Genomic DNA, 17,396 nt, shown 5'->3' with positions numbered 1-17,396 from the left:
TGCGGCGCGGGCGTGCGGCGCGGGCGTGCGGCGCGGGCGTGCGGCGCGTCTGCCGACGGCACTTCGCGGGCGGGCGGCGCTTTGACGTGCCGGACGGGGTCTACGGGCGGGCGGCCGGTGGCAGGTCGGCCGAAGAGGCGGGCTGCCAGGTGAGCGGGTCGGAGCCCAGCTCGGCCAGCAACGGCACCTGCTCCCTGCACCACGGCGAGATCGCCAGCAGCCCGTTCCCTGCCCCCTCGGCGAACTCCTTCCACGGCATCCACCGCGTCTGCGCCACCTCGTCGGGGTTGGGCGTGACGGCCGAGTCGACGGTGACCCGGTAGACCGGGCAGAGCTCGTGCTCGACGATGCCGTTGGCCATCTCGGCGCGATAGGAGAAGGCGGGCAGCATCAGGTCGGCGTGCCCGGCCGTGAGGCCCAGCTCGTAGGAGAGCCGGCGCAGCACCGCTCGGTCGACGGGCTCGCCGGGAAGCGGGTGACCGCAGCAGCTGTTGGTCCAGACGCTCGGCCAGGTGATCTTGTGGTCGGCTCTCTTGGTGAGCAGCACGCGGCCTTCGCTGTCGAAGACGTAGCTGGAGAACGCCAGGTGAAGGGGTGTCTCCCGGCCGTGCACCGACGTCTTGGGCGCGGTGCCGAGCGCCTGGCCGGACGGGTCAACCAGCACAACGTGTTCCTCAGTCGTCACGCTATGAAGCGTACGAGATCATGTGCACCGCTCGGAACCCCATGCGCACCCGCTGCACCAGCATCCTAGGACAGGTGACGCGGAGCTAGGCTGGCGGCGTGTCTTTCGTCGCCGATCTCCGCGTGGTCCTGCGGGGCCGGGACTTCAGAAGGCTGTTCAGCACCCGGCTGGTCTCCCAGTTCTCCGACGGGATCTTCCAGTTCGGGGTGACCGGGTTCGCCTTCTTCAGTCCCGAGAGCCAGACCACCGCCCTCGAAGTCGCCGCCGGGCTTGCCGTGCTGCTGCTGCCGTACAGCGTGCTCGGGCCCTTCGTGGGCGTCTTCATCGACCGATGGTCGCGGCGGCAGATCCTCGTGGTGGCGCCCTTCATCCGCGGCACGCTGTTGCTGGTCGCCGCCGGGCTGGTCGCCGCCGACGTGCCCGACGCGTGGTTCTACGGCGCGGCGCTGGCCGTGCTGGGGGTCAACCGGTTCTTCCTGGCGGCGCTCGGCGCCTCGCTGCCGCACGTGGTGCCGCCGGAGCGGCTGATCTCCGCCAACGCGGTGGTGCCCACCTCGGGCACGGTGGCCACGTTCATCGGGGCGGGCCTGGGCTTCCTGCTGCGGGAGGTCTTCGGCGGCGAGGACGCGGGGGTGGCGCTGCTGCTGGTCACGTCCGGCGTGGTGTTCACGCTGAGCGCGCTGGTGGCCCGGACGATGGACCGTCAGCTGCTCGGCCCGTGGCCCGACCCCAACCGGCCGCAGGCGCGTCAGGCGCTGCGCAACGTGGTCACCGGGCTGGCCGACGGCGCCAAGCACCTGGTGCGGCACCGGGTCGCCGCCGCGACGATGGGCGCGATGGCCACGCACCGGTTCCTGTTCGGCATGTGCACCGCGCTCGGCATCATCCTCTACCGCTACTACTTCACCGACGGCGACGCCGACGCGGCGCTGCGCGGCATCGGCCTGGTGGTGGTGGCCGCGGGCGTCGGCACCGCGCTGGCCGTGGTGGTCACCCCGTACGCGACCGAGCGGTTCGGGATCGAGCGCTGGGTGCAGATCGCGCTGGTCGCGGCCGGGGTGCTGACGGCGGGGCTGGTGCTGCCGTTCCAGGAGTGGGGGCTGCCGCTGGCCGGGTTCGTGCTGGGGCTGGCCGGGCAGAGCGTCAAGATCTGCGCCGACACGACCGTCCAGCGCGACGTGGAGGACATCTACCGGGGCCGCGCGTTCTCGATCTACGACATGCTCTTCAACGGCATGTACGTGCTCGCCGCGGCCCTCTCGGCGGCCATCCTGCCGCCGGACGGCAAGTCGTACGCGGCCGTGGTGATCATCTCGCTCGGCTACCCCGTGGCGGCGTTCGCCTACCGGATGATCACCACGCGGTCACGCGCCGACGTCGTTTGACCTGGCCCACTCCAGCAGCGCCGCCGTGGCGCTCTCCTTGCCGAGCATGCCCTTGTCGAGCCTGAGGTCGAGCAGGAACTTGTAGGCCCGCCCCACTACCGGCCCAGGCCCGACCCCGAGCACCTGCTGGATCTCGTTGCCGTCGAGCTCGGGGCGGATCTTGGCCAGCTCCTCCTCCTCGGCGAGCCTGGCGATGCGCTCCTCGAGGTGGTCGTAGGTGCGCGACAGGGCCGCCGCCTTGCGCTTGTTGCGGGTGGTGCAGTCGGCCCTGGTCAGCTTGTGCAGCCGGTCCAGCAGGTGGCCGCCGTCACGCACGTAACGGCGAACGGCGCTGTCGGTCCACTCCCCCGTGCCGTAGCCGTGGAAGCGCAGGTGCAGCTCGACCAGCCGGGAGACGTCGGACACCACGTCCTTGGGGAACTTCAGCTCGGTCATGCGCTTCTTGGTCATCTGCGCGCCGACCACCTCGTGGTGGTGGAAGGAGACCCGCCCGCCCGCCTCGTGGCGGCGCGTCTTCGGCTTGCCGATGTCGTGCAGGATCGCCGCCCAGCGCAGGATGCGGTCGGGCTTGCCGTCCTCCTCCTGCGCGATGGCCTGGTCGAGGACGGTGAGCGAGTGCTCGTACACGTCCTTGTGCCGGTGGTGCTCGTCGATCTCCAGGCGCAGCTTGGGCAGCTCGGGCAGCACGTGGGCGGCGAGGCCGGTGTCGACCAGCAGGCGCAGCCCCTCGCGCGGGTTGGCGCCGCAGATCAGCTTGTCGAGCTCGTCGCGGATGCGCTCGGCGGAGACGATCTCGATGCGCTCGGCCATCGCGGTCATCGCCGCCACGGCCTGCGGATCGACGGCGAAGCCGAGTTGCGAGGCGAACCTGGCGGCGCGGAGCATGCGCAGCGGGTCGTCGCCGAAGGACTGCTCGGGCGTGCCCGGCGTGCGCAGCAGCCGGCCGCGCAGGTCGGACAGGCCGCCGTACGGGTCGACGAACTCGTGGCCCGGCAGGCGGACCGCCATCGCGTTGACCGCGAAGTCGCGCCGCTCCAGGTCGGCGTCGAGCGTCTCGCCGTACATCACCTCGGGCTTGCGGGACTTGGGGTCGTACGACTCGCTCCGGTAGGTGGTGATCTCGATCAGCCAGCTCCCCTTGCGCAGGCCCACCGTGCCGAAGTCGATGCCGATCGTCCATACGGAGTCGGCCCAGTCCCTGACGATCTCCAGCACCCGCTCGGGGCGCGCGTCGGTGGTCAGGTCGAGGTCGTTGCCGATGCGGCCGAGCAGGAGGTCACGCACGGGACCGCCGACGAGGGCCAGCTCGTGGCCCTTGTCGGCGAACAGGCGGCCGAGCTCGTCGGCCACCGGTGCGATCTTGCGGAACAGGTCGGTCATGGCCTGCTGCTGGCTTTCGGTCAAGGTTGAGTCGGACAAACTGAGTCGGCCTTCTGCTTCCGGAACATATCCCCCGAGCCACACCAGGTCCGGGTTACCGTCGGTCAAGGGACCGTCGGGGGCCATGGATTCAAGCAAGGAGGACTATATGAAGGACGCCCTCGCGATCCACCGCTGGCTCCTCGCACACCAGGTCCATCATGAGATCGTACGCCTTCCGCGTCCCATGACATGCGCGGAAGAGCTGCCGGAGACGGTCTCCGCCGCCCCTGAGCGGTGCCTGACGGTCACGGTGCTCGAAGTCACGACCTGGGTCGGCCGCGAGGTCGTCATCGGGGTCACCTCCCCCGTCTCCTCGCCGCCCCGGCCCGGAGCCGTCGGCGGATTGCTCGGCGCGCGCCAGGTACGCCCCGCGCCCGCCCACGTCGTCAACGCCACCACCGACTACGCCTGCGGGCTGGTGTGCCCGCTGCTGCTGCCGGAGTCGCTGCCGATGTTCATCGACGACCGGCTGCTGGCCGACACGGGGCCGCTCTACACCGCCACCGGCGAGCGTCACACGGCGCTTTCCCTGCGTGCTCTCGACCTGCTGGCCGTCCTGCCAGGCAAGATGGTCGACCTGCGCGGCTCGCGCCCGCGAGGATCGCGCGTGGCGGTCGCGCGACGGCACTGAGCCCGTACCATTGCGGGCGTGCGTCGTCGTCGTAGTCCAGGTCGGGCATCCGCGTGATTCGTAAGGCCACGCTGCTCGCCGCGCTGTCCGCCGCGTTGCTCGCCCCCCTGGTGGCGGTGACGCCGGGTTCTGCTGCCGCGAAACCGGCGCTGACCACCGTGCAGCGGCAGGGCTACACGGTGACGATCTCGTCGATCACGCCAGAGGCCCCCAGAAACCTGACCGATGAGATCAAGATCACCGGTACGGTGCGCAACGACACGGGGGCGCCCGTGACCGGGCTGCAGGTGCGCCTGCGCTACAGCAACCAGAGGCTCACCGACCGCGCCGCCATGGCCGTCTACCAGAACGACCAGAGCACCCAGACGCTCCCGCAGAACGTCTCCACCCGCAACTCCTACATGGACCTGGAGCCGCTCGCCGCGGGCGGCACGGCGCAGTGGACGATCACCGCGACCCCCGTGCAGCTCGGGCTGAGCCAGTTCGGCGTCTATCCGATCGCCGTGGACGTCGCCCAGTACTCCGTCCCGCAGGCCGCGCAGCGCACGTTCCTGACGTACGCGCCGGCCACGCCGCAGAAGCTGCCGCGCAACAAGATCGCCATCGCCCTGCCCGTCATCGACCAGCCGCACCGCGCGACCGACGACGCCGCGTTCGTGGACGACAAGCTGAGCCAGTCGCTGGCGGGCCGTGGCCGCCTGGCCGACCTGGCCCGCATCGCGCAGTCCGCGCCGTCCACCGTCACCTGGGTGTTCGACCCGGCGCTGCTCGACGACGTCAACCGGATGACCAAGGGCTACAGCGTCAAGACCAAGGACGGCGACGAGAAGAAGCCCGCCAGCGCCGAGGCCGCCCAGTGGCTGACGACCATGCGCAGCGCGCTGGCCGCCTCCCCCGTGGTCGCGACCCCGTACGCCGACCCCGACGTGGCGGCGCTGGCCCACCAGGGGCTCGACACGCAGACCCACCGGGCCGTCGAGCTGGGCGGGCAGACGGCCAGGACACTGCTCAACCGCAACGCCAAGACCAATCTCGCCTGGCCCGCCGACGGCGTGCTCGACCCCGACGCGCTCGACCTGCTGTCGGTCAGCGACGTCGACACCGTCCTGCTCAACGCCACCAACCTGCCGCCGCAGCAGGCCCTCCTCACCACCCCCGACGCCGCGGCGACCCTCGACTCGGTCAACGGCCCCGTCACCGCGCTGGTCGCCGACGCCGAGCTGAGCCGCCTGTTCGAGCCGGGCACCGGCACGTCCGTCGCGCTCAGCACGCAGCGCTTCGTCGCCGAGACCGCGATGATCGCCTCCGAGCCCGGCCAGGTCACGCCGAGGTCGCTGGTCATCGCCCCCTCGCGGCGCTGGAACCCCAACCCCGCGCTCGTCACCGCCCTGGTCAAGGCGGCGGGCCGGCTGCCGTGGCTGCAGCCGGCCACGCTGGAGTCCATCAAGCCGGCCAAGACCTCCACCCCGCGCGCCGGCCTGACCTACACCGACCAGGACCGCAAGGAGGAGCTGAGCCGCAAGTACCTCGACCCGGTCAAGGACATCTGGTCGAAGTCGCAGCTCACCTCGCTGATCATGCAGCAGAAGGCGCAGTCCCGCTTCGACGCGGCGGTGCTGCGGCTGACCTCCTCCGCCTGGCGCAACAGCACGCGGGCGGGCCGCTCGGTGACCAACGAGGTCAAGAAGGCGGTGGACGGCAGGCTCGCCGAGATCAAAATCACCGGCGCCAGCCCCGACTCCCCGAAGACGCTCGCGGGCAGCAACGGCGTGGTGCCGATCAGCGTGAAGAACGAGCTCGGCGTGCCCATCGAGCTGTACATCGACATCAAGTCCGACAACCCCGAGCTGCTGACGGTCAACTTCGCGCAGCCCGAGCCGCTGACGATCGGCGGCGGGCAGAGCGGCACCGTGCAGGTCCAGATGAACGCCGCCCCCGACACCAGCGGCGACGCGACCGTGACCGTGCAGCTCAAGACCGCCGACGGGCAGCCGTACGGCAAGCCACAGCGGCTGACGATCCGCACGACCGGCTACACGGGGATCGCCCTGGTGATCGTGGGCGCGGCGCTGACCGTGATGCTCGCCGCCGTGGTGACGCGGCTGCTGCGCCGCAGGTCCCAGCGCAAGCTCGCGCGTGCCGCCAAGAACCGGGAGAGTGAGACCGTATGAGCCGCATGCTGCGGGCCAGCGCCATCATGGCGGCGGGCACCATGGTGTCCAGGGTCACGGGCTTCGTGCGGACGATGGTCCTGGCCTACGCCATCGGCACCGCCGCGCTGGGCGACGCCTACAACGTGGCGTACGCGATCCCGTACGGCATCCTCGACCTGCTGCTCCTCGGCGTGCTCAGCAGCGTGATCGTGCCCATGGTGGTCCGCGCCCAGCAGCACGACGAGGACGGCGGCCGGGCCTACGAGCAGCGGCTGCTGACCATCGCCACGGGCACGCTGATCGTGGTCGCGGTGCTCGCCGTGCTGGCCGCGCCGCTGCTGATCGACCTCTACAGCGACTGGGCGCCGGGCAGCAGGCAGTACGAGGTGGCCGTCATGCTGGCCCGCTTCATCCTGCCGCAGCTCGCCTTCTTCGGCGTGGGCGCGGTGGCGGGCGCCATCCTCAACACCCGCGACCGCTACGGCGCCCCCATGTGGGCCCCGGTGCTCAACAACGTCGTCGTCATCGTGGTGTTCCTGCTCTACGCCGCGATCGGCACGGGCAGCGACATCACCAAGGTCACCAACACCGACCTCGCGCTCCTGGGCCTGGGCACCACGGCGGGCATCGTGGCGCAGGCGGCGGTGCTCATCGTGGCGCTGCGGCGGGTCGGGTTCTCCTTCGTGCCCCGCTTCGACCTGCGCAACGCCCGCCTGGGCGAGATGGGCAAGGCCGGCGTGTGGACGATCGGCTACGCGGTGGTCACCCAGCTCGGCTTCATGCTGACCGTCAACCTGGCCAGCTCGGCGGGCGACGCGGTGAAGGGGCACGGTGTCAGCCCGTACACGCTGGCCTTCCAGCTCTTCCAGCTCCCCTATGGCGTCATCGGCGTCTCGGTGATCACCGCGATGCTGCCGCGGATGAGCCGGGCCGTGAGCGAGGGGCGCTTCGAGGACGTGCGCGGCGAGTTCGGCTCGAACGTGCGGCTGATCTGCTCGCTGATGGTGCCCGTGTCGCTGCTGCTCATGGTGCTCGGGCCGGCGATCACCGTGCCGATCTACGGCCACGGCGCCAACAGCGTCGCCGACGCCGTCTACATCGGCAACGTGCTGCAGGTGTACGGGTTGGCGCTGGTGCCGTTCGCGATCTTCCAGCTCCTGCTGCGGGTCTTCTACAGCTTCGGCGACACCCGTACCCCCGTGTTCATCGGGGCCGGGACGACGGCGGTCAACGCGGTGCTCATGGTGCTGCTGTACCTGATGCTGCCGGCCGCGTACGCGGTGATGGGGCTGGCGCTGGCGTACGCGGTCGCGTACGGGCTGGGTGCGATCCTGGCCTGGTGGCTGGCCAGCCGCCGGGTCGGCGGCCTGGGTGGCTGGGCCGTCGGCATGTCGATGACCCGGATGTACCTCGCCGCCCTGCCCACGGCGGTGCTGGCGCTGGCCGCGGTCTGGCTCGTGACGACCGTCTTCGGCGGGCTCGATTTTCTCAATTCGGTCATAGTGCTCGCCATCGGCGGCGGACTGGGTATGGTGCTCTATCTCGGCGTGGCCCACAGAATGCGCATCCCGGAGGTCAACTCGATCGTTGGGATGGTCGCGAGGCGGGTAGGTCGGTAAAGAACGCGGGCGGAATCTACTCGGCACTACCATGGAGCCCGACACGCGCGAATGGAAGCAGGAGGGGCGTGGGCGGATCCACCCGGCATAGCGTGCCTTCGTGGGACACGGCCACGCAGGTGAGTCGAACCATGAGCACGCCCGATCGGCCAAGCGGAGTGAGCCAGTGAGCAGCACGTCGGCCGTCGAACCCGGCACCCGTCTCGCCGAGCGTTTCCGGCTGGAGGACCGCGTCAGCGAGTCCGACGGCGCCACGTTGTGGAAGGCGATCGACGAGATCCTTGCCCGCCCTGTGGCGGTGCACACCTTCGCACCAGACTTTCCCCGGGTCCACGAGGTCGTCACGGCCGCCCGCGCGGCCAGCCGGCTGACCGACCCGCGCCTGACCCAGGTGTTCGACGCCGCCGAGGACGACAAGAGCGCCTACGTCGTCAGCGAGTGGGTCACCGGCGAGACGCTGACCGACCTGCTGGCCAACGGGCCGCTGGAGCCCGAGCGGGCGGCCGGGCTGGTCGCCGAGGCCGCCGAGGCGCTCGCGCACGCCCACGAGGCGCAGCTCTACCACCTGTGCCTGCGCCCGTCCCACCTGATGTGGACGAACGGCAACACGGTGAAGGTGCTCGGCGTGGCCGTGGACGCGGCCATGTGGGGCCTCACCACCGACCAGCCGGCGCTCGACGACGCCGAGGGGCTCGGCCGGCTGCTGTACGCGGGCCTGACCGGCCACTGGCCCGGTGACGAGGAGGAGGGCGGCCTGCCCGCCGCCCCCATGACCGACGGCCACTTCTGCACGCCCCGCCAGGTGACCGCGGGCGTGCCCGGCTACCTCGACACGGTCACCGTGCGGGCCTGCCTGCCGGAGTCGCGCAGGGGCCAGGGCGCGCTGTCCAGCCCCGCCGAGGTGGCCGAGTCGCTGGCCGACGTGGCCAGGCCGATGCCGATTCCGATCTCCTACCCCTCGACCCCCGCGGTCGCCTCGGCGTCCCACACCGAGGGCCTGGACATCGCCCACCGGCAGAAGGCCGCTCCCATGCCGCCGCTGCCGCCGGTCACGATGCCGCAGCGCCCGTCGGGCGGCGGCGGGGGCAGCACGGTCAACCGCGTGCTGATGACGCTGGTGGTGCTGCTCGTCATCGCCGCCGTCGGCGTCGGCGCCTGGACGATCGGCCGCAGCCTGGGCAGCCCGACCACGTCCGGCACGGCCTCCGCCGCCCCCACCTCGACCAAGTCGGCCACGGTCGCCGTCAACGCCGTCAAGCCGAAGAACGCCAAGGGCTTCGACCCGCTCGGCGACGGCGACGAGAAGAGCGACATCGCGAAGCTGGCCATCGACGGCAAGCCGGGCACGCTGTGGAAGACCGAGACCTACACCAGCGCCGACCTGGGCAGGCTCAAGGACGGCGTGGGCCTGCTGCTCGACATGGGCAAGTCCATGCAGATCAGTGACGTGGTGGCTACGCTGTCCGACGCGTCGGGCGCGACCGTCGAGCTGAAGGTGGGCGACTCCCCCGACCTCGACTCGCTGAAGACCGTGGCGACCGAGAAGAACGCCGCAGGTAAGACGACTCTCGCCCCCGAAGAGGCGACAAGCGGTCAGTACGTTTTGATCTGGTTTACGCGTGTTCCGACGGATGCAGGCACTTTTCATGGCACCATCTATGAGGTAGTGGTGCACTCTCCCGGATCGGCATAATCAGGAATCTCTCTTGTGAACTCCCCACCCGAGACACCCTCAGCAGCGGAGCGGCCGGCGGTCACAGACGCCGAGCTGCTGACCGCGCATATCAACGGGGATCCACACGCCTTCAGTGAAATCGTCAAAAGGCACCGCGACCGCATGTGGGCGGTCGCACTGCGTACGCTCGGTGACCCCGACGAGGCCGCCGACGCCGTGCAGGACGCCTTCGTCTCCGCATATCGCAAGGCCGCCACGTTTCGCGGCGAGGCGGCCGTCACGACCTGGCTGCACCGGATCGTGGTCAACGCCTGCCTCGATCGGATGCGCCGCAAGTCCGTCCGGCCCGTCGCCGACGACGAGCTGATCGAGGCGGCCGAGCGCGAGACGCCGCTGCCCGACCAGACGGTCGAGCGCGAGGTCTCGATGGAGGTTTCGGCCGCGCTGAAGCTGCTCCCCGCCGACCAGCGGGCCGCCCTGGTGCTGGTGGACATGATGGGCTATTCGGTCGAAGACGCAGCTCAGGTGCTACAGGTGCCCAGCGGCACCGTGAAGAGCCGCTGTGCGCGAGGCCGCGCGAAACTTGCCCCAATTCTTTCGCATCTGCGGAACCGATCGGACCTCAATCGCGTCTCATCCGCGAAGGGAGCAGAACTTCGTGACGGGTGATACGCACTACGATCTGGAAATCCTCGCCGAGCTGGCAGAGGGTCTCCTGGACGCAGGCACGGCGCGCCAGGTCCGCGAGCATCTCGCGGTCTGCGACCCCTGTGGGGAGCTTCTGGCCGACCTGGCGGCGGTTCGCGAGGTGCTGGCCGCGACCCCCACACCGGCCATGCCGATGGGTGTCGCACTGCGCATCGACAAGGCCCTGGCAGCCGAGGCTGAGTCCCGGCGTGGCGGGGGTGTCGGCCTCGTGGAAACGCCTGACTGGGATGAGCTCATGCGGGACGCCCCGTGGGAGCGGCGACCGGCCGTGGCCTCCTCGGCGGGTTCCGGGGCCGGTGACGTCCATGAGATCCCCGAGCCGGTACGTCTCGGCGTGGTCTCCGACGACGGCACCATCGTCCCCGCCAGGACCCGCACCATGCGGCGCCGGCGCTGGGCGATGCCCGCGGTCGCCGCCGCGGCGGCGGCCGTGGTGGTCGGCACGGCGGTGGCCTCCACGGGCCTGCTGGCGAGCGGCGGTGACAGCGGCACGAGCGTCGCACCACCGATCGCCCTGCCACCGGCGCAGCCATCCCAGTCTTCTGAGCCGACGAAGGACCGCCAGAGGGCCAGGGGCTACGCCGTGACCAACAGCGACCACAACTACAGCGACCCTGAGCTGAGGACCCCGCTGCAGAGCTTCCTGGCGCCTGCTCCTGCCGTGCTCGACACCTCCAACGGGGCCGACGGGGTCTCCAAGTGTGTCAGCGCGGTCTCCAAGCGTTCCAAGCTCGACGTGTTCGCGGTGGACCAGGGCCAGTACAACGGCCAGGAGGCGCTCATTGTGGCGTCCTGGAAGCAGCGGGCCGCCAAGAAGGTCCGCATCGACGTCGTCGACCCGTTCAACTGCAAGAACCTGCGTAAGCCCGCACTGGGCCGCTGGTAACGGTCGTCTGTAAGTCAGCCCACGTCAGAGCCCGCTTCGGCGGGCTCTTTCGTTTCTCACCGCGTTGCCGGGTAGGGCTGGGAATCAGGGCGGCCTAGGATTCGTTGACGCCGGTGCAATCAGCAGACGAGGAAGGCGTGACAGCGTTGAGCGACGTCCGTAACGTGATCATCATTGGTTCCGGCCCTGCCGGCTACACGGCGGCCGTCTACTCCGCGCGCGCCGAACTCAAGCCGCTCGTCTTCGAAGGCTCCGTGACCGCGGGTGGCGCGCTCATGAACACCACCGACGTGGAGAACTTCCCCGGGTTCCCCGACGGCATCATGGGCCCCGACCTCATGGACAACCTTCGCAAGCAGGCCGAACGGTTCGGCGCCGAGCTGGTGGCGGACGACGTCGTCGAGGTGGATCTGAACGCCAATCCCAAGGTGGTCAAGACCCACACCGACACCTACTACGCCAAGTCGGTCATCCTGGCGATGGGCTCCGGCTACCGCGAGCTCGGCCTGGAGAACGAGAAGCGGCTGTCCGGCCACGGTGTGTCCTGGTGTGCGACCTGTGACGGGTTCTTCTTCCGCAACAAGGACATCGTGGTCGTCGGCGGTGGCGACACCGCGATGGAGGAGGCCACGTTCCTGACCCGGTTCGGGCGCATGGTGACGGTGGTGCACCGCCGCGACGAGCTGCGTGCCAGCAAGATCATGCAGGACCGGGCGTTCGCCAACGACAAGATCCGCTTCGTCTGGGACTCCGAGGTCGTCGACGTGCTGGGCGAGACCAAGGTCGACGCGGTCAAGCTGCGCAACGTCAAGACCGGCGAGGAGTGCGAGCTGGCGACCGACGCGCTGTTCCTCGCGATCGGCCACGACCCCCGCACCGAGCTGGTCAAGGGCCAGATCGACCTCGACGAGGACGGCTACATCAAGGTGGCCTCCCCCTCCACGGCGACCAACATCGACGGCGTGTTCGCCGCGGGTGACGTCGTCGACCACACCTACCGCCAGGCCATCACCGCGGCGGGCACCGGCTGTGCGGCCTCGCTCGACTCCGAGCGCTGGCTCGCCAACAACGAGAAGTAAGGGAGCGCACCGTGAAGGCTGTCACCGACGCCACTTTCGCAGCAGAGGTCCTCAAGAGCGACAAGCCCGTGCTGGTCGATTTCTGGGCGGAGTGGTGCGGCCCCTGCCGTCAGGTCGCGCCCATCCTCCAGGAGATCGCCAACGAGCACGGCGACAAGCTGGAGATCGTCAAGCTGAACATCGACGAGAACCCTGAGGTGCCCCGTCAGTACGGTGTGCTCCAGATCCCGACGATGAACGTCTACAAGGGTGGAGAGGTCGTGAAGCAGATCATCGGCGCCAAGCCGAAGGCCATGCTGCTGCGCGAGCTCGAGGGCATCATCTAGGACGCCCAACGAGAAACGCCCCGCGGTCGTCACCGACCGCGGGGCGTTTCTCTTGTCCTCGCACTCTGCGGGGCTGTGGTGGCGTCAGACGGGACGTAGCGCCCGTTCCGGGCTCATGGAGCCGAGGAGGCGTTCGAGGGCCACCTCGACGTCCTCACGCCACGAGACCGCGCTCTTGAGCTCCAGCCGCAACCGCGGAAATCTCAAATGCGGACGAACGGTCTTAAACCCCACAGAAAGCAAGTATTCCGCTGGAACGACGCAACTAGGCTCTTCCCACTTGAGGTCTCCGAAAGCTTCAATGGCTTTCACGCCGCGCCGCGTCAGGTCCTTGGCCACCCCTTGAATGAGCATCCGGCCCAGCCCGCCGCCCGAGAACTCGGGAATGATGTGCGCGGTCATCAACAACACCGCGTCCGCGCTCACCGGCGAGGTCGGGAAGGCCACCGAACGGGGGGTGTAGAGCGGCGGGCTGTAGAGCACGAACCCGGCGGGCACGCCGTCAACGTAGGCGATCTTGCCGCAACTTCCCCACTCCAGCAGCGTGCCGGAGATCCAGGCCTCCTTCTCCAGGGTCGGATCGCCGGAATCCACCGCCCGCTCCCCGCTCATGGGGTCGAGCTCCCAGAACACGCACCTTCGGCAACGGCGCGGAAGATCTTCAACATTGTCCAGGGTTATGTTGACCAGCCGGCGCGACAACTACGGCCCCTATCGTTGACCCGGAAAAGCGCGCGAAAACCGCGTCTACAGGTGGCATCGTAGCCCAGTGAAGATGCCGCCACCGGACACCACGACGGGCGAGCCCGGCGACGGGCGACATGTCCGTCTGGCGTAATCTGGTATTTCAGCCCGATATGACACCTAGGAGGTGGGCCGTGACAGAAGAGCTGGATCACGGTCAGACACCCGCGACCCAAGGGTCGCGCATCGACGCTTACGTCGATCGGTACGCCGCGCGAGCTACCGGGATGGTCGCCTCCGAGATCCGAGCTCTTTTCGCCGTCGCGTCGAGGCCCGAGGTGGTCTCGCTCGCGGGCGGCATGCCGTACGTCACGGCTCTTCCCCTCGACATGGTCGGCGAGCTGGTCTCCGACCTCGTCACGCGGCGCGGCCCCGTCGCGCTGCAGTACGGCTCCGGCCAGGGCGACCCGCATCTGCGCGAGCAGATCTGCGAGGTCATGCGGCTGGAGGGGATTCACGCCGGGGCGAACGACGTGGTCGTCACCGTCGGTTCGCAGCAGGCCCTCGACCTGATCACCCGCATCTTCATCGATCCGGGCGACGTCGTGCTGGCCGAAGGCCCCTCCTATGTGGGGGCACTGGGAACGTTCGCCGCCTACCAGGCCAAAGTGGTCCATATCGCCATGGACGATCAGGGCATCGTGCCCGAATCGCTGGCCCAGACCATCTACGCCCTGGAGACCGCGGGCGCGCCCATCAAGTTCCTCTACACGATCCCGACCTTCCACAACCCGGGCGGCGTCACCCTGAACATCGCCCGCCGCCAGCAGGTGCTCGACATCTGCCAGCGGGCCGGGATCCTCATCATCGAGGACAACCCGTACGGGCTGCTCGGCTTCGACGGCGAGCCCATGCGCGCCCTACGCGCCGACAACCCCGACGGCGTGGTCTACCTGGGGTCGTTCTCCAAGACGCTCGCCCCCGGCTTCCGCGTCGGCTGGGCGCTCGCGCCACACGCCATCCGCGACAAGCTCGTGCTGGCCATGGAGTCGGCCGTGCTGTCCCACTCGTCGTTCACGCAGCTCGCGGTGGGCCAGTACCTCGCGACGCAGCCGTGGCACGAGCAGATCAAATCCTTCAGGGAGCTCTACCGCGAACGCCGCGACGCGTTGCTCGACGCGCTCGAATCCCTGATGCCGCCCGAGGTCACCTGGACCAGGCCCGGCGGCGGCTTCTTCGTCTGGGCCACCCTGCCAGAAGGGCTCGACTCCAAGGCGATCCTGCCGCGGGCCGTGGCCGAACGGGTCGCGTTCGTGCCCGGCACCGGGTTCTTCTCCGACGGCAGCGGGGCGCGGCACATGCGGCTGTCGTACTGCTTCCCCGAGCCCGACCGCATCCGTGAAGGGGTGCGCAGGCTCGCCGGGGTGATCGAGCAGGAGATCCAGCTCAGGGACACCTTCGGCACGGCCTCCGCCCGCGACCATCAGGGCGTCGACACGCCGGGGCCCGATCTGGCTTGATCCACCGGCAGGCCGGCGTCGCCCAGTGCGCGACGCCGGCCTCTCGCTTTCCCCGGCCTTTCGCTTTCGTGAGGTACGTGCACCCCTGCGTCCCCAGGTCCCTGAGGTACTTATCCCCTGCAATCCCCCGTCCCTGAGGTACGTGCACCCTGCGCCCTCACCTCCCTGAGGCACTTGCACCCTGCGCCCCAGGGCTTCCCGGATCCCTCCTTCCCGGAGGAGATGGCATGGGATCGCCGGAGAAAGCACCTCCCGTACACCATTAGCCCCGGCCGCCGGTACGGTTGGACAGCCTGCCATCAGCGGCGTCAGCAGAGGAGATGTGATGAGCGATCTGGGCCACGTGCTCGTGCTGGCCGGAGGCCTCTCCTACGAGCGGGAGGTGTCTCTGCGCTCGGGTCGCAGAGTCAGCGAGGTGTTGCGCGCCACGGGCACCGACGTGGAGACCCGCGACACCGACGCCTCCCTCGTGCCCTACATCCTCGCCGACCCGCCGGACGCCGTCTTCGTCACCCTCCACGGCGGCGCGGGCGAGGACGGCGCCATCCGCTCCGTGCTGGAACTCCTCAACGTGCCGTACGTCGGCGCCGACCCCGACGCCTGCCGCGTGGCCTTCGACAAGCCCACCGCCAAGGCCGTCGTCCGCTCCGTCGGCCTGCGCACCCCCGCCTCCGTCACCCTCCCCAAGGAGACCTTCCACGACCTCGGCGCCACCGTCGTCCTCGGCCGCATCGTCGAACGCCTCGGCCTGCCCCTCTTCGTCAAACCCGCCCGCGGCGGCTCCGCCCTGGGCGCCTCCTTCGTCCCCACCGCCGAAGAGCTGCCCGCCGCGATGGTCGGCTGCTTCGCCTACGGCGACACCGCGCTGATCGAGCGGTACGTGGAGGGCGTCGAGGTGGCCGTCTCCGTCGTCGACCTCGGTTCCGGGCCCGTCGCCCTGCCCGCCGTCGAGATCGTTCCCGACGAAGGCGTGTACGACTACGCCGCCCGCTACACCGCCGGCCACACCGAATTCTTCGCCCCCGCCCGCCTCTCCGCCGCCGCAGCCGCCGCCTGCGCCTCCACCGCCGTAACCGCCCACACCGCTCTGGGGCTGCGCGACATCTCCCGAACGGACCTCATCGTGGACGGGGATGGGGTGCCGCACTTCCTTGAGGTGAACGTGGCGCCGGGGATGACGGAGACTTCGTTGCTGCCCATGGCGGCTGAGGCGGCGGGCCAGGATCTCGGTGAGCTCTGCCGGACACTGCTCCAGAACGCGGCCTCCCGCTCCGCCGCTTCGTAGCGTGAGGTGAATGTCGGCACCCCTGGGCTGGTTATTCGGTGGGTTAGAGCTCGGGGTGGCGGCGGCCCATGACCGCAGTGCCGGTACACATGTGAAGTCCCGTTCCGAGCTACGCACCACTCCCCTGCCCGCGTGATGCCACGTACGCCGTGTTCGCCTTGCACACGCCCGCACACCCGCACACCCGCACACCCGCACACCCGCACACCCGCACACCCGCACACCCGCACACCCGCACACCCGCACCGAACGCCTACCACCGCCCAGGCGCCACCGAGTCCCCCGCGCGCGTCCGAGTGGAAGATCACCGGCCCGGTCGGCCGACGGTGGGCGCAGGCGTGCTGCAGAGCCTCCGCGACCAGGTCGGTGCGCAGGTGACCGGCCGTCGCCCAGCCGACCACCCATCGCGAGGCGATGTAGATGACGGTGGCCAGATACAGCCAGCCAGCCCTCCTCGGTCGGCACGTAGGTGATGTCGCCGCACCAGCGCGTATCGATGGCCGCCGTATCCGGCGTGAAGTCGCGCTCGATCAGGTCCGGCCGCGCAGGCTCGCATGCGGGTCGGGGACGGTGGTGATCTGGCGGCGCCGCCGATAACGCCCGTGCAGGCCGAGTACGCGCATCAGCCGGGCCACCCATCGCCGACCGCACTGCTGCCCGTTCCGCCGCAACTGCGCGTGCACCCGAAGCGCGCCATAGCGGCCCCGGAAGCGCGCGTGCACCTCGGAGATCTGCCCGGTCAGCTCGACATCGCGCATCGCACGCAGACCGGGCATCGCACTGCGGCGCGCGTAGAAGGCGGCACGGGAGACTCCCAGCAGCTCACACGCCCGCTTGACGCTGTGACCCCCTGCTTCTCCGCCTCGATGAACGGGTGCACGCTCACCGGGTCTGCCTCACGAAGAAGGCCATCGCCCGCTTCAGGACATCGACGTCCTCGCGCAGCCGCCAGTTCCTTTCGCGCACTGCTGGTCAGCCCGTCCCGCTGCCCCTCGTCGCCCTCGGCCTGGCGCACCCACTGACGCACCGCCGTCTCAGCCGGATCGAAGTCCTGAGCCACCTCACCGATCGACCGATCACCACGCCAACACAGCTCCACGATCTCGGCCTTGAACTCCAGCGTGAACGAGCGGCGAGGACGCGGCTTCTTCTTCCCCATGCTCCATCATGGACATCCTTCCGGGGACGAACCCCTGATCTCGGATGTCCGTCAAACCGGATCAAGCCCACACCGCACGTGCTCGCCCATCGGCCGCACGCACACCCACCTCACACAAGCCCGCTGCGAGCGCGCCGTCGCACCCACGTCCCCGCCCCGCATCCCCGCCCCCCCCCCCC

16 protein-coding genes and 1 pseudogene are annotated in these 17,396 nt (G+C 69.7%); 11 read left to right on the top strand and 6 right to left on the bottom strand.

Going from position 1 to position 17,396, the window contains the following annotated elements:
* Nucleotides 1-100 precede the first annotated feature (100 nt).
* Entirely contained in the window at nt 101-685 is a 585-nt protein-coding gene (idi, locus tag FXF51_RS43605; protein WP_148440671.1) for an isopentenyl-diphosphate Delta-isomerase, read from the bottom strand.
* A 98-nt stretch (nt 686-783) separates the two neighbouring features.
* Here idi and FXF51_RS43600 point away from each other — a divergent pair, with 98 nt between their 5' ends.
* Complete coding sequence (locus FXF51_RS43600) at nt 784-2,070, top strand: MFS transporter (RefSeq protein ID WP_148440670.1); 1,287 nt, start codon at nt 784-786, stop codon at nt 2,068-2,070.
* On the opposite strand, the gene FXF51_RS43595 is transcribed toward FXF51_RS43600, so the two are convergent.
* Nucleotides 2,050-3,450, bottom strand: a complete 1,401-nt coding sequence (locus FXF51_RS43595; protein WP_148440669.1) for a CCA tRNA nucleotidyltransferase — start codon at nt 3,448-3,450, stop codon at nt 2,050-2,052. The two genes, FXF51_RS43600 and FXF51_RS43595, sit on opposite strands and share 21 nt — an antisense overlap.
* Before the next feature lie 148 nt (nt 3,451-3,598).
* Between FXF51_RS43595 and FXF51_RS43590 the strand changes: the two genes are divergently transcribed.
* The 8 genes from FXF51_RS43590 to trxA all read left to right on the top strand — a co-directional run bounded on the left by FXF51_RS43590 (nt 3,599) and on the right by trxA (nt 12,569).
* Entirely contained in the window at nt 3,599-4,123 is a 525-nt protein-coding gene (locus FXF51_RS43590) for an aminoacyl-tRNA deacylase (protein WP_148440668.1), read from the top strand.
* A gap of 53 nt (nt 4,124-4,176) precedes the next feature.
* A complete protein-coding gene (locus FXF51_RS43585; RefSeq protein ID WP_148440667.1) occupies nt 4,177-6,294 on the top strand; it encodes a DUF6049 family protein in 2,118 nt (705 codons plus the stop codon).
* Nucleotides 6,291-7,895 carry a murein biosynthesis integral membrane protein MurJ gene (gene murJ, locus FXF51_RS43580; RefSeq protein ID WP_262380221.1) on the top strand — a complete coding sequence of 535 codons (1,605 nt, stop codon included), beginning with the start codon at nt 6,291-6,293 and terminating at the stop codon, nt 7,893-7,895. The genes FXF51_RS43585 and murJ overlap by 4 nt, the downstream gene beginning before the upstream one ends.
* 166 nt (nt 7,896-8,061) lie before the next feature.
* Nucleotides 8,062-9,588, top strand: a complete 1,527-nt coding sequence (locus FXF51_RS43575) for a protein kinase family protein (protein WP_148440666.1) — start codon at nt 8,062-8,064, stop codon at nt 9,586-9,588.
* Between the two features lie 15 nt (nt 9,589-9,603).
* A complete protein-coding gene (gene sigM, locus FXF51_RS43570) occupies nt 9,604-10,239 on the top strand; it encodes an RNA polymerase sigma factor SigM (RefSeq protein WP_127937855.1) in 636 nt (211 codons plus the stop codon).
* Entirely contained in the window at nt 10,229-11,164 is a 936-nt protein-coding gene (locus FXF51_RS43565) for an anti-sigma factor family protein (protein ID WP_187414905.1), read from the top strand. The genes sigM and FXF51_RS43565 overlap by 11 nt, the downstream gene beginning before the upstream one ends.
* 146 nt (nt 11,165-11,310) lie before the next feature.
* Nucleotides 11,311-12,243 (top strand): thioredoxin-disulfide reductase, encoded by a 933-nt coding sequence (gene trxB / locus FXF51_RS43560; RefSeq protein WP_148440664.1) that lies wholly within the window; start codon nt 11,311-11,313, stop codon nt 12,241-12,243.
* 11 nt (nt 12,244-12,254) lie between these two features.
* On the top strand, nt 12,255-12,569 hold the full coding sequence (gene trxA, locus FXF51_RS43555; protein ID WP_148440663.1) for a thioredoxin: 315 nt from the start codon (nt 12,255-12,257) through the stop codon (nt 12,567-12,569).
* Nucleotides 12,570-12,653: 84 nt separating this feature from the next.
* Here trxA and FXF51_RS43550 read toward each other — a convergent pair whose 3' ends face one another.
* A complete protein-coding gene (locus FXF51_RS43550; protein ID WP_148440662.1) occupies nt 12,654-13,271 on the bottom strand; it encodes a GNAT family N-acetyltransferase in 618 nt (205 codons plus the stop codon).
* Between the two features lie 176 nt (nt 13,272-13,447).
* Here FXF51_RS43550 and FXF51_RS43545 point away from each other — a divergent pair, with 176 nt between their 5' ends.
* Entirely contained in the window at nt 13,448-14,773 is a 1,326-nt protein-coding gene (locus FXF51_RS43545; protein WP_411268425.1) for a PLP-dependent aminotransferase family protein, read from the top strand.
* Nucleotides 14,774-15,098: 325 nt separating this feature from the next.
* Complete coding sequence (locus FXF51_RS43540; RefSeq protein WP_148440660.1) at nt 15,099-16,058, top strand: D-alanine--D-alanine ligase; 960 nt, start codon at nt 15,099-15,101, stop codon at nt 16,056-16,058.
* 299 nt (nt 16,059-16,357) lie between these two features.
* On the opposite strand, the pseudogene FXF51_RS63950 reads toward FXF51_RS43540, so the two are convergent.
* The 3 genes and pseudogenes from FXF51_RS63950 to FXF51_RS43525 form a co-directional block, all read right to left on the bottom strand.
* Nucleotides 16,358-16,552, bottom strand: a pseudogene (locus FXF51_RS63950) (hypothetical protein); the annotation flags it as partial.
* 36 nt (nt 16,553-16,588) lie between these two features.
* On the bottom strand, nt 16,589-16,816 hold the full coding sequence (locus FXF51_RS43530) for an IS3 family transposase (RefSeq protein WP_187414904.1): 228 nt from the start codon (nt 16,814-16,816) through the stop codon (nt 16,589-16,591).
* A complete protein-coding gene (locus tag FXF51_RS43525) occupies nt 16,798-17,217 on the bottom strand; it encodes a transposase (RefSeq protein ID WP_148440658.1) in 420 nt (139 codons plus the stop codon). The genes FXF51_RS43530 and FXF51_RS43525 overlap by 19 nt, the downstream gene beginning before the upstream one ends.
* Nucleotides 17,218-17,396: the final 179 nt, after the last annotated feature.

The organism is Nonomuraea sp. PA05 (assembly GCF_008086045.1).
Taxonomy (GTDB): domain Bacteria; phylum Actinomycetota; class Actinomycetes; order Streptosporangiales; family Streptosporangiaceae; genus Nonomuraea; species Nonomuraea monospora.
Note: the sequence above shows the minus strand (reverse complement) of the source record. Positions and strands in the feature narration are given on the sequence as shown.